This is a genomic window from Ureibacillus sp. FSL E2-3493 (assembly GCF_038077515.1).
GTDB lineage: Bacteria > Bacillota > Bacilli > Bacillales_A > Planococcaceae > Ureibacillus > Ureibacillus halotolerans.
This window is the reverse complement of the sequence record NZ_JBBOPK010000001.1, coordinates 1994933-2014701: the sequence shown is the minus strand read 5'-3', so window position 1 is coordinate 2014701 and position 19769 is coordinate 1994933. Positions and strand designations below refer to the sequence as shown.

Sequence of the window (19769 nt, the reverse complement as noted above, 5' to 3'; positions counted from 1 at the left end):
ACTTGGAAGCGAGTGTAGAACAATTGTTAACATTATCTGAGGAAGAGAAAAGAAGTAATTTACCTTTCGTTTTAGAATGGTTAAAAGTAGGGGAAATAGAGAGAAACGAAGGATTAGCTGAACTATTACTTCAATATCCAGCGGAGATTACGCCGTTCATTTTTGAATTATTAGAAGGCGAAGCAATGGATTACGATTTAAAGAAATGGATGATGGAAAATGTAATTTGTAAGCTGCCTTTTTTTGTAAAGATTGCTTTAGAAGAGCAATTACAAAGAATAGCCCAGCTCCCAACAGATGAAGAGAGAAAAAGGAAATTGCATGAAGTTGCCCAAACTGTTTTAGATAGTTTTATATAAATCCTTCTCGCACGCAAAAATTTTTTGTGTGCTTTTTTCGTCCAAAAGTTCATTTTTCTCGTCTATATAGTTGAAAGGGAGGGAAGTCAGTGCATGATCATTTAGAAGAAATAATTGAACTTTACGGTGATTACTTATTAAGAATCGCCTATACATATGTTAAAGACCAGCGGATAGCGGAAGAAATGATTCAAGATGTTTTTCTTACTTATTATAAAAAACAAGAACAGTTTCGTGGTGAAGCGTCGCTAAAAACGTATTTAACAAAAATAACGGTTCATCGATGTACCGATTATTTAAGAAGTTGGAAAAATAAAAAGGAATTACTCATTGGAAAATTCCATATTCGAGGGCAAACAAAAAATATAGAAAGAAAATACATTGAAAAAGAAGAAAAGATGGAAGTTACCGAAGCGGTATTTTCATTAAATGTTAAATTACGAGAAGTTCTCTTATTTTATTATTATGCAGACCATACAACGAAAGAGATTGCAGAAATTTTAAGTATTCCTGAATCAACAGTTAAATCAAGATTGCAAAAAGCTAGAACTGTTTTAAAAGAGAAACTAAAAGGCGTAGATTTGGAGGTGTTACTCAATGGAAATGAATGATTTACAACAGTTGTGGAAAAAAGAATTGGATGGGAATATCCATTTAAGTACCGAAACAAAGGAAGAAATAGTTCGAAAAATTATCAATGAAAATATAGAACAAACTTCTAAAAGAAATTGGGGTTACCCAATTGTTTTAACAACCTTTTTTGCTGGGTTAGCTTTTTTCTTTATCCTTTTCAAAGAGAACCGTGTCAATTTCACTAATGCGACTGTCCAAAGTGAAAATTACTTATCAAATATTTTTCTACATTTAGATGCTACATTTTATTGGTTTATAGGATTAATCATTCTTGAATGTTTAGCTTTATTATTAACGATTACAGTATTACTAAAAACGGAAAGATGGCGGGAGAAAAAAGGGATTCATTATATTAGGGGATTTTCAAAGAAGTTGATCATACGATGGTTTGTGGGTGGATCTTTATTACTAGGGATAGGCAGTTTTACAATTGTCAGTCAATCCCTTGAGGCAATAAAATTTCTTATCGTTTTGTTTGTTCTTTTAAATAATTGTTTATTACTATTATGGTCAATCCGCCATAAACATTTACCAAATTGCCCTCATTGCGGTCATCAAATTTCAAAAAAAGGACGATTCAAAAACTCTTTAGGCAGTTTTCGAACCCAATGTTATCATTGCGGCGAGCAGATTTTTCAAAGTAAAAAATCGAGAAATATACTACCATTCTTCGTTCCATTTCTTAGTTTTTATAGTTTAGGTATGTTAGGAATTCCTTTTCAACTAATCGGTTTTCCCTTTACACTCGTTGCAATCTTCCATATTTTTTATATTTCCAATTTTACAATTAGCTTTACGAAAGAAGATGAACCATTGTGGTAGTGAAAAAGGACACGGGCTTTTCAAGCAACGTGTCCTTCCTCATTTTATAGTAATTTAGCAATTTCTTTTTCAAATTTGGACGGTTTATCCGTTGGAGCGAATCGTTCCACAACATTTCCGTCTCGGTCTACTAAAAATTTCGTAAAGTTCCATTTAACGTTTTTTCCTAAAAAACCTTTTGTTTTTTCCGTTAAATATTGGAAAAGTGGATGGGCTTCTTCGCCGTTTACTTTAATAATGTCGTGCATCGGGAAAGTTACCCCATATGTAAGACGACAAGCTTCCGCTGCTTCATTTCCTGTAGTTAATTCTTGTTTGAATTGATCTGAAGGAAAACCAAGAATTTCAAGACCTTGGGAATGATATTTTTGATAAAGTTCTTCCAATTCACTAAATTGGCCAGCTAATCCACATTTTGTTGCAGTGTTCACAATGAGCAATACTTTCCCTTTGTATCGTTCCAAAGAATATTTCTCACCATTTTCTGCAGTTACATCAAAGTCATAAATGTTCATCATCATTCACTCTCTTTCTTAATATTGGAGATGGTCTTCCAACATTTTTTCTTTCCGATTTAACACTATTAGTGTAACAGCTAGCGTGAAAGAAGTAATTAAAAAAGAACTGATAAATCCAATAACACCATTCCAGCCCCAGCTTGACCAGAAAAGACCACCTGTCGTACCGCCTACACTTGAGCCGAAATAATAGGCAAATAAATAAAGGGAGGATGCTTGAGCTTTATCTTTTTTCGCGCGGGAACTTACCCAGCCACTAGCAATGGAATGGGCGCCAAAAAAGCCGAACGTATAAATGACAATTCCTAAAATTTTTATAAATAAATGTACAGGTAAAGTTAATAACGCTCCCGTAAACATAATTGTAATGCCAGTTAACAATACTTTTTGTTTTCCAAATTTATCTGACAAGCTACCGAACCAAGTTGAACTAAAGGTACCAACTAAGTAAACGAGAAAAATCCAACCTACAACGCCTGCGCTTAAATGATAGGGGGCTCCCATTAATTTATAACTGATATAGTTATACAGTGTGACAAAGCTTCCCATCAATGTAAAAGCAATACCGAACAAACAAATTAATCCAGGGTCCTTTAAATGGGAAAATAACGATTTAGCTAAAGGTTTCAGCTTCAGTTGCCGTGGGGTAAAATGTTTTGATGCTGGTAAAGCCCAAACAAAATAAAGACTAACAAGGAAACTGATGACGCCTAAAACAACCATGCCGATTTGCCAGCTGAAAAAGTCAGACATCGTTCCCATAATAATGCGACCAGCTAATCCACCGACGGAATTGCCACTTATATATAATCCCATAGCAACGCCAAGACTACTTGGATGAACTTCTTCACCTAAGTAAGCCATGGCGATAGCAGGAACACCTGCAAAGACAAAGCCTTGGATAATGCGTAATAGTAATAGAGTTTCAAAGGTAGGTGAAACAGCAAGAACAATGGTTAGTAAAGATGAAAGAAAGATGGAAATCGTCATTAAGCGTTTACGACCCCAAGCTTCTGATAACGAACCACATAAAATTAAACTAACGGATAAAACACCAGGTAGATAGGGAGAGGGAGAGGCTTGCGACGGCAGGTGATACGCCATATTGTTCAGTAAATTGGGGGAATAATGGCTGTGTGACATATAAATTGGCAAAGGTAATAAAGCCAGCTGCAAAAAGTGCTAAATTGGCTAAATGAAATTCCTTTGTCCCTCTTTGTAAATAACTCATGTTGGTTCGCCTCTTTTGAAAAAATTAACATTTTGTACTTTCGTATTACATTTATTATAATAAGTGAAATCATATAATGATAATTCATAATTTTTATTTGTCTTATAAATAAAAGTAATAAGGAGACGGAAAATGGATTTTAATTCCCTTCAATATTTTATATTGGTGGCTAAATATGAAAATATGTCCCAGGCTGCTCAACATTTACATATTACCCAGCCTGCCTTAAGTAAATCCATTTCCTTATTAGAAGAATCTTTAGGTGTGGCATTGTTTGATCGAAACGGTCGTTCGATTCAATTAAATCGGTATGGAAAGTTCTTTTTAGAGCGAGCAGAATATATTGTAAAGGAATATGAAAGGGCAAAAGAAGATTTAGCAAATTTAGTTTCACCTGGTCAAGGGGAAGTATCGATTGGATTTATGCATACTCTTGGTTTAGAAATTATTCCTTCCCTCATGACGGATGTGAAAAAAGTTTATCCTCAAATGAAATTTCTACTAACCCAAAGTAACTCCAGCTCTATTTTAAAAAAGCTCGAAGCAGGAGAGTTGGATGTATGTTTAATTTCTTCGGTAGATTCAAATGAGGAGATTGTTTGGGAAAAGTTGTGGGAAGAAGAAATTTTTTTCATTGTACCTGAAAGTCATAGATTAGCTAATAAACAGATGGTAAAAATAAAGGATTTTGCCCATGATCCCTTTATTTGTATAAAGAAAGGGAACTCATTAAGAAAATCAGTGGATGATTTATTTAAAAGGGAAGGTTTCCAATTAAACGTTGCTTTCGAAGGGGAGGAAGTACATACGGTTGCTGGGTTAGTGGAAAGTGGTTTAGGCGTTTCATTGATCCCTTATATTAAAGGATTAGAACAATATAAACTAAAAATTATTCGAGTTGATGCCCGAAATTGTAAACGAGAAATTGGATTGGCCTTTATGAAAAGCCGTTTTAAAAGCTCCGCCACAATAATGTTTGTTGAATATATAAGAAGTTATTTCAAGAAAAAGGGGAAGGCTTAAATAGCCTTCCCCTTTATGTTAAGCTGGTTGTTTTCCAGTAATAATATTAGCGATTTCTTCAATAGACATAGATGAATTTAATTCAAATTGTCCCTTTTGTATTGATTTTGCGTATTCAGGTTGAGCTAAAAATAGTTCTAATTCAACACTGTTATGTATAATGCCCATATCTTTTAGTTTTTGAGCAATTTCTGCTACTGTTAAACCAGAGTAAATATATAAAGTGCCACTCACTACTTCTTCATCTGTTACTTCGTCTTTTGTCGTCGTATTTTCGTTCGTTGTTTCTAGTTTTTGTGAAGTAGTTTGTTCCTTTTGTTCTAATACGGCGATTTGTTCTTTTGCTTCTTCTAGCTGATGTTCCAATTGGGTAATTTGTTCTTTATATTGTTCTTCGTTGGAGACATCGTCTGATGAAAGGAATGGAATATGGAACTTATTTGACATCGTCATGACCATTCCAATGATAAAACAAGCAATACCGAAGCTACGCAAAGATGATCTTTTCATCGTCTATCTCCCATCTCGTAATATCGATAAAATTTGTTGTGTAGATAAAGTAGACATTTTGCTAATTTCCTCAATCGGATAGCCTTGTTTATTAAGTTGGATCACTTGAGATACTAATATTTCATTGACTTGCTTCTGTTGAACAGTTGTTGGTTGTTTTTTTTGTACCGATGTTTCTTTTATTTTCGGTGTAGGTGCCGATTTAATGGAAAAGTTTGGTTCAAGAAGCAACTCCTCTTCTACTATTTTCAACCGCTTTTTTAATGAATTTGTTTCTTGGTAAATACTAATTGATAAGTCTTCTAAGTCTTTTTCAATTCGTTTAGATGTATCTTTTAGGAAAAATGATACAACAATACAAACAATGCCGATGATCATTAAAATCATTGATAAATCCACTGTTGTTCCTCCGTCTTTTTTACTATTTTAAGTTATTTTAGCATAAGAAAAGTTAATAATAAATGATGCTAGATTTTTTTTCTATTTATGTTATAATGATTTAGTCGTATAAATCATGCTCAAATGAAATTAAAGTCTTTATATAGAGTGGGAGGGTTAATAATGCGCGTAAACATTACATTAGCTTGCACAGATTGTGGTGAACGTAACTACATTTCTAAAAAGAACAAACGTAATAATCCAGAACGTCTTGAACTTAAAAAATATTGCTCTCGCGAGAAGAAATACACTCTTCACCGTGAAACTAAGTAAGCATTATTGCCAAAACCACTTGTGGTTTTGGCTTTTTAATTATAAATGGATAAAAGGATTTAGGGGATGGTAAATTTGGATAAAAAACAATTGAGAAACCAAATAAGAAAAGCGTTAAATGATCTGTCCGATGATCGATTCAGACAATCCTCTATGTACATGAAAGAACAGTTATTAAAAGAGCCTTCTATTATCGAAGGGAATACGATTGCTATCACGATTTCCCGTAAAAGGGAAGTTCATACGAAAGAAATAATAGAATCTTTATGGAACATGAATAAAAAAGTCGTTGTTCCAAAATGTCATCCAGTAAATCTTACGATGGACTTTTATACAATTGAGAATTTTCAACAGCTTGAAATTGTATATATGGATTTATTAGAACCGATTCTCCAATGTACGGAACTTGTTACTGCTGAAGAAATTGATTGTATAATCGTGCCAGGAATCGTCTTTGATTATAATGGTTACCGGATTGGTTACGGTGGCGGTTATTATGATCGCTATTTAACAAAATTTAAAGGTCAGTTAATTTCCCTTGCTTTTAATATCCAAATTGTAGATGAAGTACCAGTTGAAACCTTTGATATACCAGTGGATCTTATCATTACTGAGACATCGCGAATTGATTGTGTCGCAAATCGAAAGGGGACGTCAAAATGAAAACAATGAAAGATATATATGATTTACTAAAACAATATGGAACATTTATTTATACAAGAGATCGAATTGGAGATTTATTATTAATGGAAGATGAAATTCGGGAGCTATATAAAGCAAAGGTTCTTGAACCAAAAGACTTTCAGTCAGCAATGCTCCTAATCAAACAAGAGTTATCACGGCTAGAACAGGAAGAGAAAAAAATGCAATAATCGTCATGAATTTAAAAATTATTAAATAATTTCAAAAAAATTACCATATATTATGTTTTAAGTGGTATTATATTGTTAATAATTGTTAATTATATACATTAAATTGACAGTGGATTTATTTGCCACTGTTTTCATTTGGGAACTTTTTTGTAAATAAAACGTAAATAATAATATAGTTCTTTAATATTTGTAATGTTCCGTACTTTTTTGAAAGATAATTAATACTTCTTGCTAAATTAGAGAAAAGTATGTACAAAAAAATTAAAAAACGTTCCAAATCTAAGCGGTATAAAGGTTTGTTTGTTGTCATTAATATAATGTTATCTTAAATGTTATCAATTTCATGATGTATACCCACTATTGTTTTTGAAATTTTTGTATACATATTATATTGATAATTAAAGGAATGAAGATTAAGATAAAATTTGTTTTCAAACTTAGCAATTTATTTTTTTGTGTAAATTTCAATAGAAATTTATGTTTATATCTATGTATCAATTATGTGGAAAGGATGTTTTGGAATGAATTTTTCTAAATGGCCTAAACATTCGATTTTAGCTATAGCTATACTGACGACTTGGATCAAAACTGTGATTGTCTACCATACAAGTTTTGAAATGGACATTGAAAACGCAATGCAAGAGCTTATTTTAATAATAAACCCATTAAGTTTCTTATTATTTGCTTATGGGATTTCATTATTTTTTAAAACGGCAAAAGTACGCCATCGTTACTTAATAACAGTAAGTGTTCTTCTGGCGATTGTATTATTTGCTAATGTTGCGTTTTATCGATTCTATAATGATTTCATTACATTAGCAGTTTTATTCCAAACTAGCAATTTCGGAGATTTAGGCACTTCAGTAACGGAAATTATTAACTGGTACGATATTTTTTACTTCACAGATGTTGTTGTTTTAATTTTAGCTATTAAATTTTTACCAAAATTACAAGAAACAACACCAATTCGTAAAGAAATTCGTCGTGCTTATTTTGTATTAGCTGTTGCAATGGTGTTCTTAAATTTAGGATTAGCGGAAACGGAACGCCCACAATTATTAACCCGTGCATTTGATCGTGAATTATTAGTAAAAAATATTGGGACATATAACTATCATCTGTATGATATTTATGTTCAATCGAAATCAAGTGCGCAAAGAGCATTAGCGGATGGCAGTGAACTTGTGGAAGTAGATAACTATGTGCAAGCAAACCAATCTGCCATTAATGAAGAAATGTTTGGTAAGTATAAAGGACGTAATGTCATTTTTGTACAATTAGAATCACTCCAAAATTTTGTGATAAATAATACAATGAATGGGGAAGTAGTAACACCTTTCTTAAATTCTCTTACACAAGATAAAGATACGTATTATTTCAGTGACTTCTATCACCAAACTGGATTAGGGAAAACAAGCGATTCTGAATTTATAGTAGAAAATTCATTGTTTGGCTTAGGCAGTGGTGCAGTGTTCTTTACTCATGGTGGGAATACGTATAATTCGATGTCTGAAAAATTAAATGAAAATGGTTATTTTACAAGTGTCATGCATTCCAACAATGCATCTTTTTGGAATCGGGATGTCATTTATCAATCGTTAGATATTCAGAAATTTTACGATGTCGATTCCTATGATGTAACAGATGAAAACTCTGTGAACTGGGGATTAAAAGATATTCCATTTTTCGAACAGTCCGTTGATATGATGACTGAGATGGAGCAACCTTTTGCTACGCGTATGATCACATTAACAAACCATTATCCATTTACTTTAACGGAAGAGGATATTATGATTCCAGAATATAATTCAAATTCTGGAACACTGAATCGTTATTTCCAAACGGTTCGTTATTTAGATGAATCCATTAAAATATTCTTTGAAGAGTTAAAAGAAGCAGGTCTTTACGATAACTCCATTATTGTCATGTACGGTGACCATTATGGTATTTCGGAAAACCATAATAAAGCAATGGCGCAATATTTAGGTAAGGAAGAGATTACTGCCTATGATAGTGCATTATTGCAATCGGTACCGTTATTTATCCATATTCCAGGATCGAACGATGGTCAAGTAATTGATAAAACTTCAGGTCAAATTGATATTCGTCCGACGATTTTACACCTTTTAGGAATTGATACTTCAAATGACATGCAACTAGGTGACGATATGTTCTCAGAAGAACATGAAGATTTCGTTATATTCCGGGATGGTCGTTTTGTGACAGATCAATTAGTTTACGCGGGTGAAGTATGTTACGATCGGGGAACAGGCGAAGAAATAGAAATTGACGCGTGTCAACCATACATTGACCGTGCTTTAATCGAACTTGAATATTCTGATCAAATTATTAATGGCGATTTATTACGTTTTTATGATGAAGATACAGGGAATTTAAAACAAAATGTAATAAAAGAAGAGAAAGAATAACGAAAAGGGTCATTTCACAAATGAAATGGCCCTTTTGTTTTTAACTTATTCAATGACGCTGGATAACCTAAATGTTCTTTAACAATACTGTTAAAGAAACGAAAAAGACGAAGTATCTTTTGATACCTCGTCTTTTACAATGAATTAGTGCAATTTTGGTGGGTAACCTTGGTTTAAAACTGTCATGACTACAAACCAACCGAAAATTGCAGCTGTAGCAATACTGAAAACTAAAGCAAGAATATTTTTTTCTTTAATTGCTTGGAATAAATTTACTACAGCAAAGATTGCTACTAAAGCGAAAATAACCATTAATAAGTTCATTAAGATGACACTCCTTTAGACATTAGAAGTTGAATGTCGTAGACAATATTCCTTCTTTATTGTAAAGCACTTACATCTTTTTGTCGAGAACAAAAAACACAGTTTATTTGAACGTTCAATGTAATTTTTTTCTTATCCATGTATAATAATCAAGAGGTGATGATTGATGTTAAATGTAAAAGTTTTTAGTTTAGGTCCTGTTCAAACAAACTGTTATATTGTTAGTAATAAGCAAAAGGACTGCATTCTATTCGACCCAGGTGAAGAAGCTTCAAAAATAATTAATGTGATACGTTCCAATCAATTAAAACCAAAGGCAATCTTTTTGACCCATACCCATTTTGACCATATTGGAGCAGTGGATGAATTAAGGGAACTGTTTGATTTACCATTATATGTACATGAACGGGAAGTGAGCTGGCTTGGAGATCCAATGAAAAACGGCTCTGGTAAATATGCAGAACTTCCAAATTATATTGTAAATAAACCAGAAGAAGCTCATATAATTCGCAAAGAGCAAACGTTTAACATCGATGGTTTTACATTCAAAGCTGTATTCACTCCTGGTCATTCTCCTGGAAGTATTTCGTATATTTTTGAAGAGGATGGCTTTGCCATCGTAGGGGATACACTTTTTGAAAGAAGTATTGGTAGAACAGATTTACTTGAAGGGTCTTTAAAAGTACTTCTTCAATCTATCCATGAAAAATTATTAGTATTACCAGAGGATACAATTATTTACCCTGGACATGGCTCCTATACAACGCCACAAGCTGAAATGGATATGAATCCATTTTTAAATGGTTACGAAGGGTAAAAAGAAAAAACATCGACTGAACAAACAGTCGATGTCTTTTTTTAATGGCCAGCACCAGGTACATGGATAAATGTAGTATAATACGTAAATCCAGCGAAGAATATAGTTAAATAAGCTCCGAAAATGTACATGTACATGCGTTCTGTTAGGTTTAAGAAGCCTAATAATATAAATAAAATTGTATTACCAACGAATAATAGCGAAACCTCGTACATATCACCAAGGTAGAACATAACGGCAAAAATACCAGTCCAGAATGCCATAACTTTATACATGTTGCTCATGAAGAATCCCTCCTTTTGCCATGTGACTCAATAATCTCAACTTTTATTATAAATGATTGGTAAGGATAATGTAAACTGCTACTTCCATTTTGTTTGTGACAAACAAATTAAAATTTAGAGAACGTTTTATCTTTTTTTCTCCTATTTAAAATGGAAATAAACGTTAACTTTTGGTAAGGTTTTCAATGGAATAGAAAAAGCAGTTTAATTTCATTATTTGTTAATTACGATTTTTTAAACGGTCATACGTAATGAAAATAATATTTTCCTTCTATTTTATATTTTAACCTTCATTATTAAAGAAAACGTTAAACAATACTAAAAGGTTTTTTTGGATAAACAATAATATCTTGATCAAATTTATCATTTCTTTAGAAAATTAAGTTGAAATATTAAAGTTAGAAAAAGGGGTTTTCCAATTTCCATTACCATTATATACTGTTTTTAATTCAGTTGCGGTCAATTAAAATACTATAATGATGAGGTGTTGCCTATGGACATTGAATCTGTAGTAGAAAATAAAAGTATGCAGTTATTATTGAAGGCACTCCATTTCGGAGCATCGGATATTCATATTGTTCCTCAAAATCATCAATATTCCATACATTTTCGTAAATATGGAAAACTATTTCCAACGACCAATATACCTTTTGAATTAGGAGACCGGATCATCTCTTATTTCAAATTTTTATCATCCCTTGATATAAGCGAAAAACGCAAACCTCAAAGCGGTTCTTTTCAAAAGGAATTCTCAAATCAGTTATATGCCTTTCGGGTATCTACTCTACCTTCTGTTTTTAAAAGAGAAAGTGTCGTTATCCGATTAATGCTTCAAAATTCCAGTCTCCCCCTTACTTCACTTTCCCTCAATCCAAAATCGGCAGAAAAACTAGTTCAACTCATATCCAACCAACAAGGTCTTTTGTTATTTTGTGGGCCAACTGGTTCAGGAAAAACGACTACTTTATATTCATTAGTGAATTACACGAGCGAAACTCTTGCCCGTCACGTCATTTCTTTAGAAGATCCAGTTGAGAATAGTCAATCGAATTTATTGCAAATTCAAGTAAATGAAAGGGCAGGGGTAACCTATGCAGCCGGTTTAAAAGCAATATTACGTCACTCACCGGACGTCATCATGATTGGAGAAATTCGTGATCAGGAAACCGCAAAGATTGCAATTGAAGCTTCGTTAACGGGCCATTTAGTATTAAGTACCATTCATGCGAAGGATACAGTTAATTGCATATATCGATTGTTAGATTTAAATATATCGATTGAAGAAATTAGACAAGCTCTTATTGGAATTGTTGCTCAATGTTTGGTGGAAATAGGAACAGAGGAAAGGAAAGCGTTATATGAAATTTTAAGTGATTGTCATTTAGTTGAGGCGATAGCAGCGGTTATGCGGGGTGACAAGTATCAATTACCTAAACATGAGAAGTTATCCCACCAATTAGCTTCCTATGAGGTGAAGGATAGGCATGCAACCGTTACTACTTAAATTAAAGGAGTATCCTTATCTTCCCTCAAAAAAGAAGAAAGTCAAACAACTACCTGCATTTTTAAATCGGTTAAGTACGTTGCTGAATGAAGGTTACACATTTGCCGACTCCATTGATATGTTACTTCCTTACCATGTAGAAAATTTAGTTTATTGGAGGGCAATAATCTATGAAAAACTAAAAAATGGTGGGAAAGTTATCGACATATTAAAAAGTTTTCCCATACCGAATCATTACTTGATTACCCTTCAAATTGCTGAAGAAAGTGGAAACATTGCTGAAGTATTAAAAACAGTTTCGAAGCAGTTAGAATTTACATATCAAATGAGGAAAAAAGTAGTGAAACTGTTAAGCTATCCAATATTTTTATCCGTTGTTCTCATGATGATCTTTATCGCTTTCCGTACGTATTTTTTACCAAGTATTACGGAAATCATTCGTTCTCGATCAAAGGAAGTAAGCGGAATGGTTAGTATTTCAAATCTTTTTCTCCATCTCCCAGATATACTCTTTATTATTTCCTCCAGTTGTTTCATCCTTTTTCTAATATTCTTCGTTCATTTAAAAAGGAAAGCAATATCCGAACGAATCAATATTTTATTAAAACTTCCAGTTGTAAATTACTTTTTCAAGTTGCAATTAACGATACGAATATCGAAAACCCTAGGAGAACTACTTGTTAGTGGTATTTCACTACAACAAGCATTAGACATTTTACAAAATCAACAATTAAATCAAACGATTGCTTATGTAGCGAGGGAGCTAGAAAGACAAGTCATCTATGGTGAATTACTATCAAATGCAGTCTCTATATTAGCTTGGTTCTCACCGAAGTTTGAAGAATTTATAAAACACGGAGAAAAAAGCGGTTATTTAGGTCGAGAATTGCTCATTTACTGTGATTTATTGGAAGAAAAACTGCAAACGAACATTCAATTCATTATTGCTATTGTACAACCATGTTTTTTCATCCTTATTGCAGTATGTATTATCGCTGCCTATTTAAGTATTTTATTACCAATGTATGAATTAATTGAATTGATTTAAAAGGAGTGATGGTTTTGATTTTAAAAAGACAAGACGGGTTTACTCTTATAGAGATGCTTATAGTTTTGTTAATTATTTCCATTTTAATATTGATTACAATTCCAAATGTAACAAAACATTTTTCTTCAATAGATCAAAAGGGGTGCGATGCCTTTGTCAAAATGGTTCAAGGACAAGTTGAAGCATACAAAATTGATTACCATGACATTCCTACTTTAAGTGAATTAGTCGAGAAGGATTATATAAATGAAGGTGAAACTTCCTGTCCGAATGGAGCAGAAATCCAAATACAAAGCGATGGGAAAGTTGTAGTGAAAGGAGAATAGCGAATTGAATAAATGCTCTTGATGAAACATATGAAAAACGATCAAGGATTTAGTTTAATTGAAATGTTATTGGTCCTATTCATTGTAATTGTTGTAAGTTCTATTGTTTATAAAGTAACGTATACCATCTCAGAAAAACAGGCTGTTGAGCAATTTTTTAACCAAGTTCAGTTGGATATTCAACGGATGCAAGCCCTTGCGATAGAGGAAAAGAAAACAATCAATGTATTGTTTAGTGATAATAATACGTATAAAGCCTACTACAGCCTTGATGGTAAAAAAATTTTTGAGAGGTCCTTTCCATCAATTGTTCAATTAAACATATATAGTAATCTTAAAAATATAGTGATTTATCCTAATGGTGAAGTAGTGAATTTTGGCAAAATTATTTTTTATACCCCCTTTGGAGAAAGACAATTAATAGTAAATATACAAAAAGGACGGATGAGGATAGTTGATGCTAAATAATAAAGGAATATCCTTCGCTGAAACTTTACTAACTGCCGTCATTCTATTCATCCTTGCCGGTACTCTTATTCCTTTTACTTACCATTTAAAAGAAACTTTATATAACCAAAAATTAGAATTACACGCTTCTGAAACGGCATTGGAAGTGGCGAAAAGACTTCAAACGGAATCATTAAAAAGTGGCAAGAAAACAATTGAACAAATCGATTACCATTGGACATACGACGGTCAAAAAATTTGTGTAACATATCGTAATGGGGATGATGAAAAGATAAAATGTATCGGGCGAAAAGAAGAAATTTATTAAATAATAAAGGGTTTACTTTACTAGAAGCATTATTTCAATTTGTCGTGTTCATTTTATTAGCAGCTATCCTTATGATGGTTGTTTCATGGTTAAATCAAATGAATCAATCGTTATTAACCGATGATGATGTAACGTGGGAATTATTTGTCCAAGATGTTCAACAGTTATTTTCAAATGTAGATGAGATAACCGTTAAAGAGAAATCAGAGCAAATTGAAATTGCTTATGTAGATTCAGTAGATCGAAAGCAAATCGACCGATACGGTGATGTAATAAGACTAAAAACAAATGATAAAGGTTATGTACCGTTATTAATCGGTATTCAAAAGGTTCAGTTTAGACTTCAAGGAGATTTTTTGACAATATATGTTGAATTTCAGGATAGTGTAGTAAAGGAGAGAACCTTCTTTGTTCAAAAAAATTACCAATGACAGAGGTGGTACTTTCGCGTTAGCTATCATGTTACTTTTTGTCACTACTTCCTTTATAACTTATTATTGTATTTCATATGAATCACAAATAAAAACATATAATTCGTTGGAATTAGCCAATGTTCATGCTACGATAAACTTACTAGAGAAAATTGGTAGTAAGTAGTAGACAGATTTTTGGTTGTAAAGAAGGTGATAGCATGCGAAAAATATACTTAGTAGGCTTCATGGGATGTGGGAAAAGCGCTATCGGTCGAAGATTAAGCTATTTTTTAAGAATGCCGTATTATGACATGGATCATGAAATAGTTCGACAACAGGGGATGTCGATTCCAGAAATATTTGAAAAATATGGTGAGGTGCATTTTCGAGCGTTGGAAACCGAGTTCCTTCGTAATTTTCGAGATGAAGCATGTATTATATCGACAGGTGGAGGAGTTGCCATAAACGAGGAAAATCGGAAAATCATGCGCCATACAGGGCTCGTCTTTTTTTTAGATGCCACGTTTGAAGATATTTATATTCGAATTAAAAATGATAAAAATCGTCCAATTGTACAACGTTCCACAAAACAAGAGCTGGAACAGTTGTATCAGACGAGAAGAAAGTTTTATCGGGCGGCAGGTCATATTCGAGTCTTGACGGAAGGTCGTACCCTACGTCAAATTGTAGAGTATATTGCTTTTCAAGTGAATCGATTAAAAGGTGAACAATAAATTAGAATGTTTGTTGAATGTTCGTTTTTACATTAAATTTAAAAAAAGATTGCCATTCTATAGCGTTCAATGTTAGGATATAGCCAAGAGTTGTCATATTTGTACATTGAATAATGAAATATGGGCGGATGATTGTACGGGGAGAGAACGTGAATAGCGTCGCCGAAGGAGCAAGTAGTCACGGACTATGAATCTCTCAGGCAAAAAGACTCGTACAGGACGCATCTCTGGAGAGCGCTGTATATGTTCATTTTTGTTACAGCCACCAAAGGGGAAAGCCAAAGGAGAGTAGACTTGTCTATTACTGAATTTGGTGTAACTTTCAGGTGCAAGGACAGGGGATTCCTCAAATTGATGAGGGATTCGTCTGTCCTTTTTATGTTCAAAAACGTTGAAACTCTAAGGAGGATATGCAATGGGGAATGAATTAAAACGAACACCGTTATTCCATGAATATGCCAAATACGGTGGGAAAACAATTGATTTTGGCGGTTGGGAATTACCTGTACAATTTAATTCTATAAAGGAAGAGCATGATGCAGTCAGAAATCGCGCGGGCCTTTTCGATGTATCCCATATGGGTGAGATTTTAGTAGAAGGAAAAGATGCGCTCAAGTTTTTACAAAATCTATTAACAAATGATATTTCAAAAATTGCCATTGGTGGCGCCCAGTACAATGCGATGTGTTATGAAACTGGTGGAGTCGTTGACGATCTGCTTGTTTATCGATTGGAAGAAAACCGTTATTTATTATGTGTCAATGCAGCCAATATTGAAAAAGATTTTGAATGGATGCAACAACATGTCCATGGGGATGTAACGGTCATCAATCAATCTGATGACTACGCTCAAATTGCATTACAAGGTCCACTTGCCGAAGAAGTTCTTCAAACATTAACAGAAGTAGACTTAAAAGAGATTAAATATTTCAAATTCCAACAAGATGTCAATATTTCTGGAAATTTAGTATTAGTTTCTCGTACTGGTTACACAGGAGAGGACGGCTTTGAGATTTACGGTGAACCAACGGCGGTTATTAACCTTTGGAATGCAATTTTAGAAGCTGGAAAAGAAAAGGGTGTTGTTCCCGCTGGTTTAGGTGCCCGAGATACGTTACGTTTTGAGGCGTGCCTACCTTTATATGGTCAAGAACTTTCGAAAGACATTTCTCCTTTAGAAGCGGGAATTGGATTTGCAGTGAAACTTCAAAAGGAATCGGACTTTATCGGCAAAGAAGCGTTAGTTGCTCAAAAAGAAAACGGCTTATCACGAAAAATCATTGGCATTGAAATGATTGACAAAGGAATTCCTCGCCACGGTTATAAAGTGTTTAAAGATGGTGAAGAAATTGGCGAAGTCACAACAGGAACCCAGTCTCCTTTAACGAAACGAAATATCGGTTTAGTATTAATTGACTCAAAATTTGCTCAATTAGATACGGAATTGGAAATTGAAATTCGTAATAAACGATTACAAGCAAAAACGGTAGCAACACCTTTTTATAAACGTTCAAAATAAATCGAAAAGAGGGTTACTAATGAAACATCGTTATCTTCCTATGACGGAACAAGACAAAAAAGAAATGCTGGAGACGATTGGTGTCGAGAGTGTTGATGAATTATTTTCAGATATCCCTGAAAGCGTTCGTTTTAAAGGGTACTACAATATTAAAGAAGCGAAATCAGAATCTTCCTTATTAAAAGAATTAAAACAACTTGCTGCGAAAAATGAAGATACAGAGTCTAATGTCTCCTTTTTAGGGGCAGGGATTTACAATCACTACAAACCGGTGATTGTTGACCATGTTATTTCTCGTTCAGAGTTTTATACAGCTTATACACCTTATCAACCAGAAATTTCCCAAGGGGAGCTTCAAGCAATCTTTGAATTTCAAACGATGATTGCGGAGTTAACGGGAATGGATTTAGCCAATTCATCGATGTATGACGGGGGAACGTCTTTAGCGGAAGCAGGAATGCTGGCAGCTGGTCATACTCGACGAAAAAAATTACTTGTTTCCGATGCGATTCATCCTGAATACCGAGATGTTGTAGCAACTTATGCCTACGGTCAATCGATTGAAATTGTGACAGTTCCTACAAAAGACGGTGTGATGGATATGGATGCTTTAAAAACATTAATTGACGAAAATACTGCTGCTGTGATGGTTCAATATCCAAATTTCTTTGGTCAAATTGAAGACTTAAAAACAATCGGTGAACTAGCCCATGAAGCAAAAGGATTATTTATTGTTTCCAGTAACCCGCTTGCTTTAGGCGTTTTAACTCCTCCAGGTAAACTTGGTGCAGATATTACTGTAGGAGATGCACAAGTATTCGGTATTCCTGAAAGTTTTGGCGGTCCGTATTGTGGTTACTTTGCAACGACAACGAAGCTGATGCGTAAAGTTCCAGGTCGTCTAGTAGGAGAAACGGTGGATCAGGACGGACGCCGTGGTTATGTATTAACATTACAAGCCCGTGAACAACATATTCGTCGCGAAAAAGCAACGTCTAATATTTGTTCTAACCAAGCGTTACTTGCCCTTGCAGCTTCTGTAGCGATGACTGCCCTTGGTAAAAAGGGTGTGAAAGAAATGGCAAAACAAAATATTGTCAAAACTCGCTATGCGAAAAATGCCTTTGAAGCAGCTGGATTTACGATTCCATTCCAAGGTGCTCATTTTAACGAAATCGTAGTGAAAACAAAGAAACCGGTTTCGGAAATCAATCAATACCTTTTAGAAAAAGGGATTATTGGTGGTTTTGATTTAGGTCGTGTTTATCCAGAGTTGGAAAACCATGTTTTACTTGCTGTCACAGAATTACGTACAAAAGAAGAAATTGACGCATTAGTTGCAGAAATGGGGGCTTACAATGCATAACGAAAATCAATCACTCATTTTTGAATTATCGAAGGAAGGCCGAGTTGGCTATAGTTTACCAGAGTTAGATGTTCCTGAAGTGGATTTAGAAGAATTATTACCAGAAGGCTATGTTCGTGATGAAGCTCCTGAATTACCAGAAGTTTCAGAGCTTGATATAATGCGTCACTATACAGCATTATCTCGCCGTAACCACGGGGTTGATTCCGGATTTTATCCATTAGGTTCTTGTACGATGAAATATAATCCGAAAATAAACGAAAATGTTGCGAGACTTTCAGGTTTTGCGAACATTCACCCACTACAAGACGAATCAACAGTTCAAGGGGCAATGGAATTACTTTATGATCTTCAAACTTCATTAGTAGAAATTACAGGTATGGACGAAGTTACGTTACAACCTGCTGCCGGTGCCCATGGTGAATGGACGGCGCTTATGATGATTCGTGCTTTCCATGAAGCAAACGGAGAAGGGCATCGTAATAAAGTCATTGTTCCTGACTCTGCCCACGGTACGAACCCTGCATCTGCAACAGTAGCTGGATTCGAAACGATTACGGTTAAGTCCAATGAAGATGGTTTAGTAGATTTAGAGGATTTACGTCGTGTCGTTGGGGAAGATACAGCAGCTTTAATGTTAACAAACCCAAATACATTAGGGTTGTTTGAAGAAAACATTATTGAAATGGCGGAAATTATCCATGGTGTTGGTGGGAAAGTGTACTATGATGGTGCTAACTTAAACGCTGTTATGAGTAAAGCTCGCCCAGGGGATATGGGCTTTGACTGTGTCCATTTAAACCTTCATAAAACATTTACAGGTCCCCATGGCGGCGGTGGACCAGGATCTGGTCCTGTCGGCGTAAAAGCGGACTTAATTCCGTTCTTACCAAAACCTGTGCTAGTGAAAAAAGAAGATGGAACATTCCATTTCGATTATAATCGACCACAATCTATTGGTCGTGTGAAACCGTATTACGGTAACTTTGGTATAAATGTTCGTGCTTATACGTATATTCGTACAATGGGTCCAGACGGCTTAAAGGCTGTGACTGAATATGCCGTATTAAATGCGAATTATATGATGCGTCGTTTAGAACCATATTTCGATCTACCTTACAACCGTCATTGTAAACATGAATTCGTCTTATCTGGACGTCGCCAAAAGAAACTAGGTGTTCGCACATTAGATATAGCGAAACGTCTCCTTGACTTTGGATACCATCCACCAACAATCTACTTCCCATTAAATGTGGAAGAGGGAATGATGATTGAACCGACGGAAACAGAATCGAAGGAAACGTTAGATGCATTTTGCGATGCGATGATTCAAATTGCGAAGGAAACGGAAGAAAATCCTTCCTTAGTACAAGAAGCACCTCATACAACGGTAATTAGCCGTTTAGATGAAACGCGTGCGGCACGTACTCCAATTCTTCGTTATACAAAAGTAGAAGCTTAAAATCTAATTAGTGTAGATCGAGTCATTTTAATGGCTCTCTACACTTTTTGTCGTGGTGTGCAAGTGACATTCTATAACGTTTGAAAGGG

General features: G+C 34.3%; 24 protein-coding genes, 1 pseudogene and 1 riboswitch. Of the genes and pseudogenes, 19 read left to right on the top strand and 6 right to left on the bottom strand.

Annotation, left to right across the window (positions count from 1 at the left end; translation table 11 throughout):
* Positions 1-2: 2 nt before the first annotated feature.
* The 3 genes from MHH69_RS10320 to MHH69_RS10310 all read left to right on the top strand — a co-directional run bounded on the left by MHH69_RS10320 (position 3) and on the right by MHH69_RS10310 (position 1814).
* The gene (locus tag MHH69_RS10320; RefSeq protein ID WP_158599692.1) at positions 3-359 is read left to right on the top strand and encodes a DUF5071 domain-containing protein; all 357 of its coding nucleotides are present in this window, start codon (positions 3-5) and stop codon (positions 357-359) included.
* A gap of 89 nt (positions 360-448) precedes the next feature.
* The gene (locus tag MHH69_RS10315; RefSeq protein WP_122971891.1) at positions 449-970 is read left to right on the top strand and encodes a sigma-70 family RNA polymerase sigma factor; all 522 of its coding nucleotides are present in this window, start codon (positions 449-451) and stop codon (positions 968-970) included.
* Positions 957-1814 (top strand): hypothetical protein, encoded by an 858-nt coding sequence (locus tag MHH69_RS10310; RefSeq protein WP_122971890.1) that lies wholly within the window; start codon positions 957-959, stop codon positions 1812-1814. Before MHH69_RS10315 ends, MHH69_RS10310 begins: the two co-directional genes overlap by 14 nt.
* Before the next feature lie 44 nt (positions 1815-1858).
* Here MHH69_RS10310 and MHH69_RS10305 read toward each other — a convergent pair whose 3' ends face one another.
* Positions 1859-2329: a glutathione peroxidase gene (locus tag MHH69_RS10305; RefSeq protein WP_122971904.1), complete on the bottom strand. Its 471-nt coding sequence runs from the start codon at positions 2327-2329 to the stop codon at positions 1859-1861.
* An 18-nt stretch (positions 2330-2347) separates the two neighbouring features.
* Positions 2348-3563, bottom strand: a pseudogene (locus tag MHH69_RS10300) (MFS transporter).
* A 132-nt stretch (positions 3564-3695) separates the two neighbouring features.
* On the opposite strand from MHH69_RS10300, the gene MHH69_RS10295 reads away from it, so the two are divergent.
* Complete coding sequence (locus tag MHH69_RS10295) at positions 3696-4586, top strand: LysR family transcriptional regulator (protein WP_341362262.1); 891 nt, start codon at positions 3696-3698, stop codon at positions 4584-4586.
* Positions 4587-4604: 18 nt separating this feature from the next.
* On the opposite strand, the gene MHH69_RS10290 is transcribed toward MHH69_RS10295, so the two are convergent.
* Together MHH69_RS10290 and MHH69_RS10285 are read right to left on the bottom strand one after the other, a co-directional pair.
* Entirely contained in the window at positions 4605-5096 is a 492-nt protein-coding gene (locus tag MHH69_RS10290; protein WP_122971887.1) for an endolytic transglycosylase MltG, read from the bottom strand.
* Between the two features lie 3 nt (positions 5097-5099).
* Positions 5100-5495: a hypothetical protein gene (locus tag MHH69_RS10285; protein ID WP_341362261.1), complete on the bottom strand. Its 396-nt coding sequence runs from the start codon at positions 5493-5495 to the stop codon at positions 5100-5102.
* Between the two features lie 162 nt (positions 5496-5657).
* On the opposite strand from MHH69_RS10285, the gene rpmG reads away from it, so the two are divergent.
* The 4 genes from rpmG to MHH69_RS10265 all read left to right on the top strand — a co-directional run bounded on the left by rpmG (position 5658) and on the right by MHH69_RS10265 (position 9108).
* Entirely contained in the window at positions 5658-5807 is a 150-nt protein-coding gene (gene rpmG / locus MHH69_RS10280; RefSeq protein ID WP_008408521.1) for a 50S ribosomal protein L33, read from the top strand.
* 75 nt (positions 5808-5882) lie between these two features.
* A complete protein-coding gene (locus MHH69_RS10275) occupies positions 5883-6470 on the top strand; it encodes a 5-formyltetrahydrofolate cyclo-ligase (RefSeq protein ID WP_341362260.1) in 588 nt (195 codons plus the stop codon).
* Positions 6467-6679: a YqgQ family protein gene (locus MHH69_RS10270; RefSeq protein ID WP_122971884.1), complete on the top strand. Its 213-nt coding sequence runs from the start codon at positions 6467-6469 to the stop codon at positions 6677-6679. The genes MHH69_RS10275 and MHH69_RS10270 overlap by 4 nt, the downstream gene beginning before the upstream one ends.
* Positions 6680-7200: 521 nt before the next feature.
* The gene (locus MHH69_RS10265; protein WP_341362259.1) at positions 7201-9108 is read left to right on the top strand and encodes an LTA synthase family protein; all 1908 of its coding nucleotides are present in this window, start codon (positions 7201-7203) and stop codon (positions 9106-9108) included.
* A gap of 144 nt (positions 9109-9252) precedes the next feature.
* On the opposite strand, the gene MHH69_RS10260 is transcribed toward MHH69_RS10265, so the two are convergent.
* On the bottom strand, positions 9253-9432 hold the full coding sequence (locus tag MHH69_RS10260) for a DUF2759 domain-containing protein (RefSeq protein WP_122971882.1): 180 nt from the start codon (positions 9430-9432) through the stop codon (positions 9253-9255).
* Between the two features lie 166 nt (positions 9433-9598).
* On the opposite strand from MHH69_RS10260, the gene MHH69_RS10255 reads away from it, so the two are divergent.
* The gene (locus MHH69_RS10255; protein ID WP_341362258.1) at positions 9599-10249 is read left to right on the top strand and encodes an MBL fold metallo-hydrolase; all 651 of its coding nucleotides are present in this window, start codon (positions 9599-9601) and stop codon (positions 10247-10249) included.
* 41 nt (positions 10250-10290) lie between these two features.
* Here the strand turns inward: MHH69_RS10255 and MHH69_RS10250 are convergent, their stop codons facing one another.
* A complete protein-coding gene (locus tag MHH69_RS10250) occupies positions 10291-10533 on the bottom strand; it encodes a DUF2626 domain-containing protein (RefSeq protein WP_143963686.1) in 243 nt (80 codons plus the stop codon).
* Between the two features lie 493 nt (positions 10534-11026).
* Between MHH69_RS10250 and comGA the strand changes: the two genes are divergently transcribed.
* From comGA to gcvPB, 10 genes are all read left to right on the top strand, one after another.
* On the top strand, positions 11027-12037 hold the full coding sequence (comGA, locus tag MHH69_RS10245; RefSeq protein ID WP_341362257.1) for a competence type IV pilus ATPase ComGA: 1011 nt from the start codon (positions 11027-11029) through the stop codon (positions 12035-12037).
* Entirely contained in the window at positions 12018-13085 is a 1068-nt protein-coding gene (comGB, locus tag MHH69_RS10240; protein ID WP_122971878.1) for a competence type IV pilus assembly protein ComGB, read from the top strand. The genes comGA and comGB overlap by 20 nt, the downstream gene beginning before the upstream one ends.
* Positions 13086-13102: 17 nt before the next feature.
* Positions 13103-13411 carry a competence type IV pilus major pilin ComGC gene (gene comGC, locus MHH69_RS10235; RefSeq protein ID WP_406927656.1) on the top strand — a complete coding sequence of 103 codons (309 nt, stop codon included), beginning with the start codon at positions 13103-13105 and terminating at the stop codon, positions 13409-13411.
* A 30-nt stretch (positions 13412-13441) separates the two neighbouring features.
* Positions 13442-13879, top strand: a complete 438-nt coding sequence (locus MHH69_RS10230; RefSeq protein ID WP_158599691.1) for a prepilin-type N-terminal cleavage/methylation domain-containing protein — start codon at positions 13442-13444, stop codon at positions 13877-13879.
* On the top strand, positions 13869-14186 hold the full coding sequence (locus tag MHH69_RS10225) for a hypothetical protein (protein WP_122971875.1): 318 nt from the start codon (positions 13869-13871) through the stop codon (positions 14184-14186). The genes MHH69_RS10230 and MHH69_RS10225 overlap by 11 nt, the downstream gene beginning before the upstream one ends.
* On the top strand, positions 14156-14617 hold the full coding sequence (gene comGF, locus MHH69_RS10220) for a competence type IV pilus minor pilin ComGF (protein ID WP_341362256.1): 462 nt from the start codon (positions 14156-14158) through the stop codon (positions 14615-14617). Before MHH69_RS10225 ends, comGF begins: the two co-directional genes overlap by 31 nt.
* A 200-nt stretch (positions 14618-14817) precedes the next feature.
* Positions 14818-15333 carry a shikimate kinase gene (locus MHH69_RS10215; RefSeq protein WP_341362255.1) on the top strand — a complete coding sequence of 172 codons (516 nt, stop codon included), beginning with the start codon at positions 14818-14820 and terminating at the stop codon, positions 15331-15333.
* A 128-nt stretch (positions 15334-15461) separates the two neighbouring features.
* Positions 15462-15555, top strand: a riboswitch (glycine riboswitch).
* 193 nt (positions 15556-15748) lie between these two features.
* A complete protein-coding gene (gene gcvT / locus MHH69_RS10210; protein WP_341362254.1) occupies positions 15749-16852 on the top strand; it encodes a glycine cleavage system aminomethyltransferase GcvT in 1104 nt (367 codons plus the stop codon).
* Positions 16853-16871: 19 nt separating this feature from the next.
* Positions 16872-18218, top strand: a complete 1347-nt coding sequence (gene gcvPA / locus MHH69_RS10205; RefSeq protein WP_341362253.1) for an aminomethyl-transferring glycine dehydrogenase subunit GcvPA — start codon at positions 16872-16874, stop codon at positions 18216-18218.
* Positions 18211-19680, top strand: a complete 1470-nt coding sequence (gene gcvPB, locus MHH69_RS10200; RefSeq protein WP_122971868.1) for an aminomethyl-transferring glycine dehydrogenase subunit GcvPB — start codon at positions 18211-18213, stop codon at positions 19678-19680. The genes gcvPA and gcvPB overlap by 8 nt, the downstream gene beginning before the upstream one ends.
* The last annotated feature ends 89 nt before the right edge of the window (positions 19681-19769 follow it).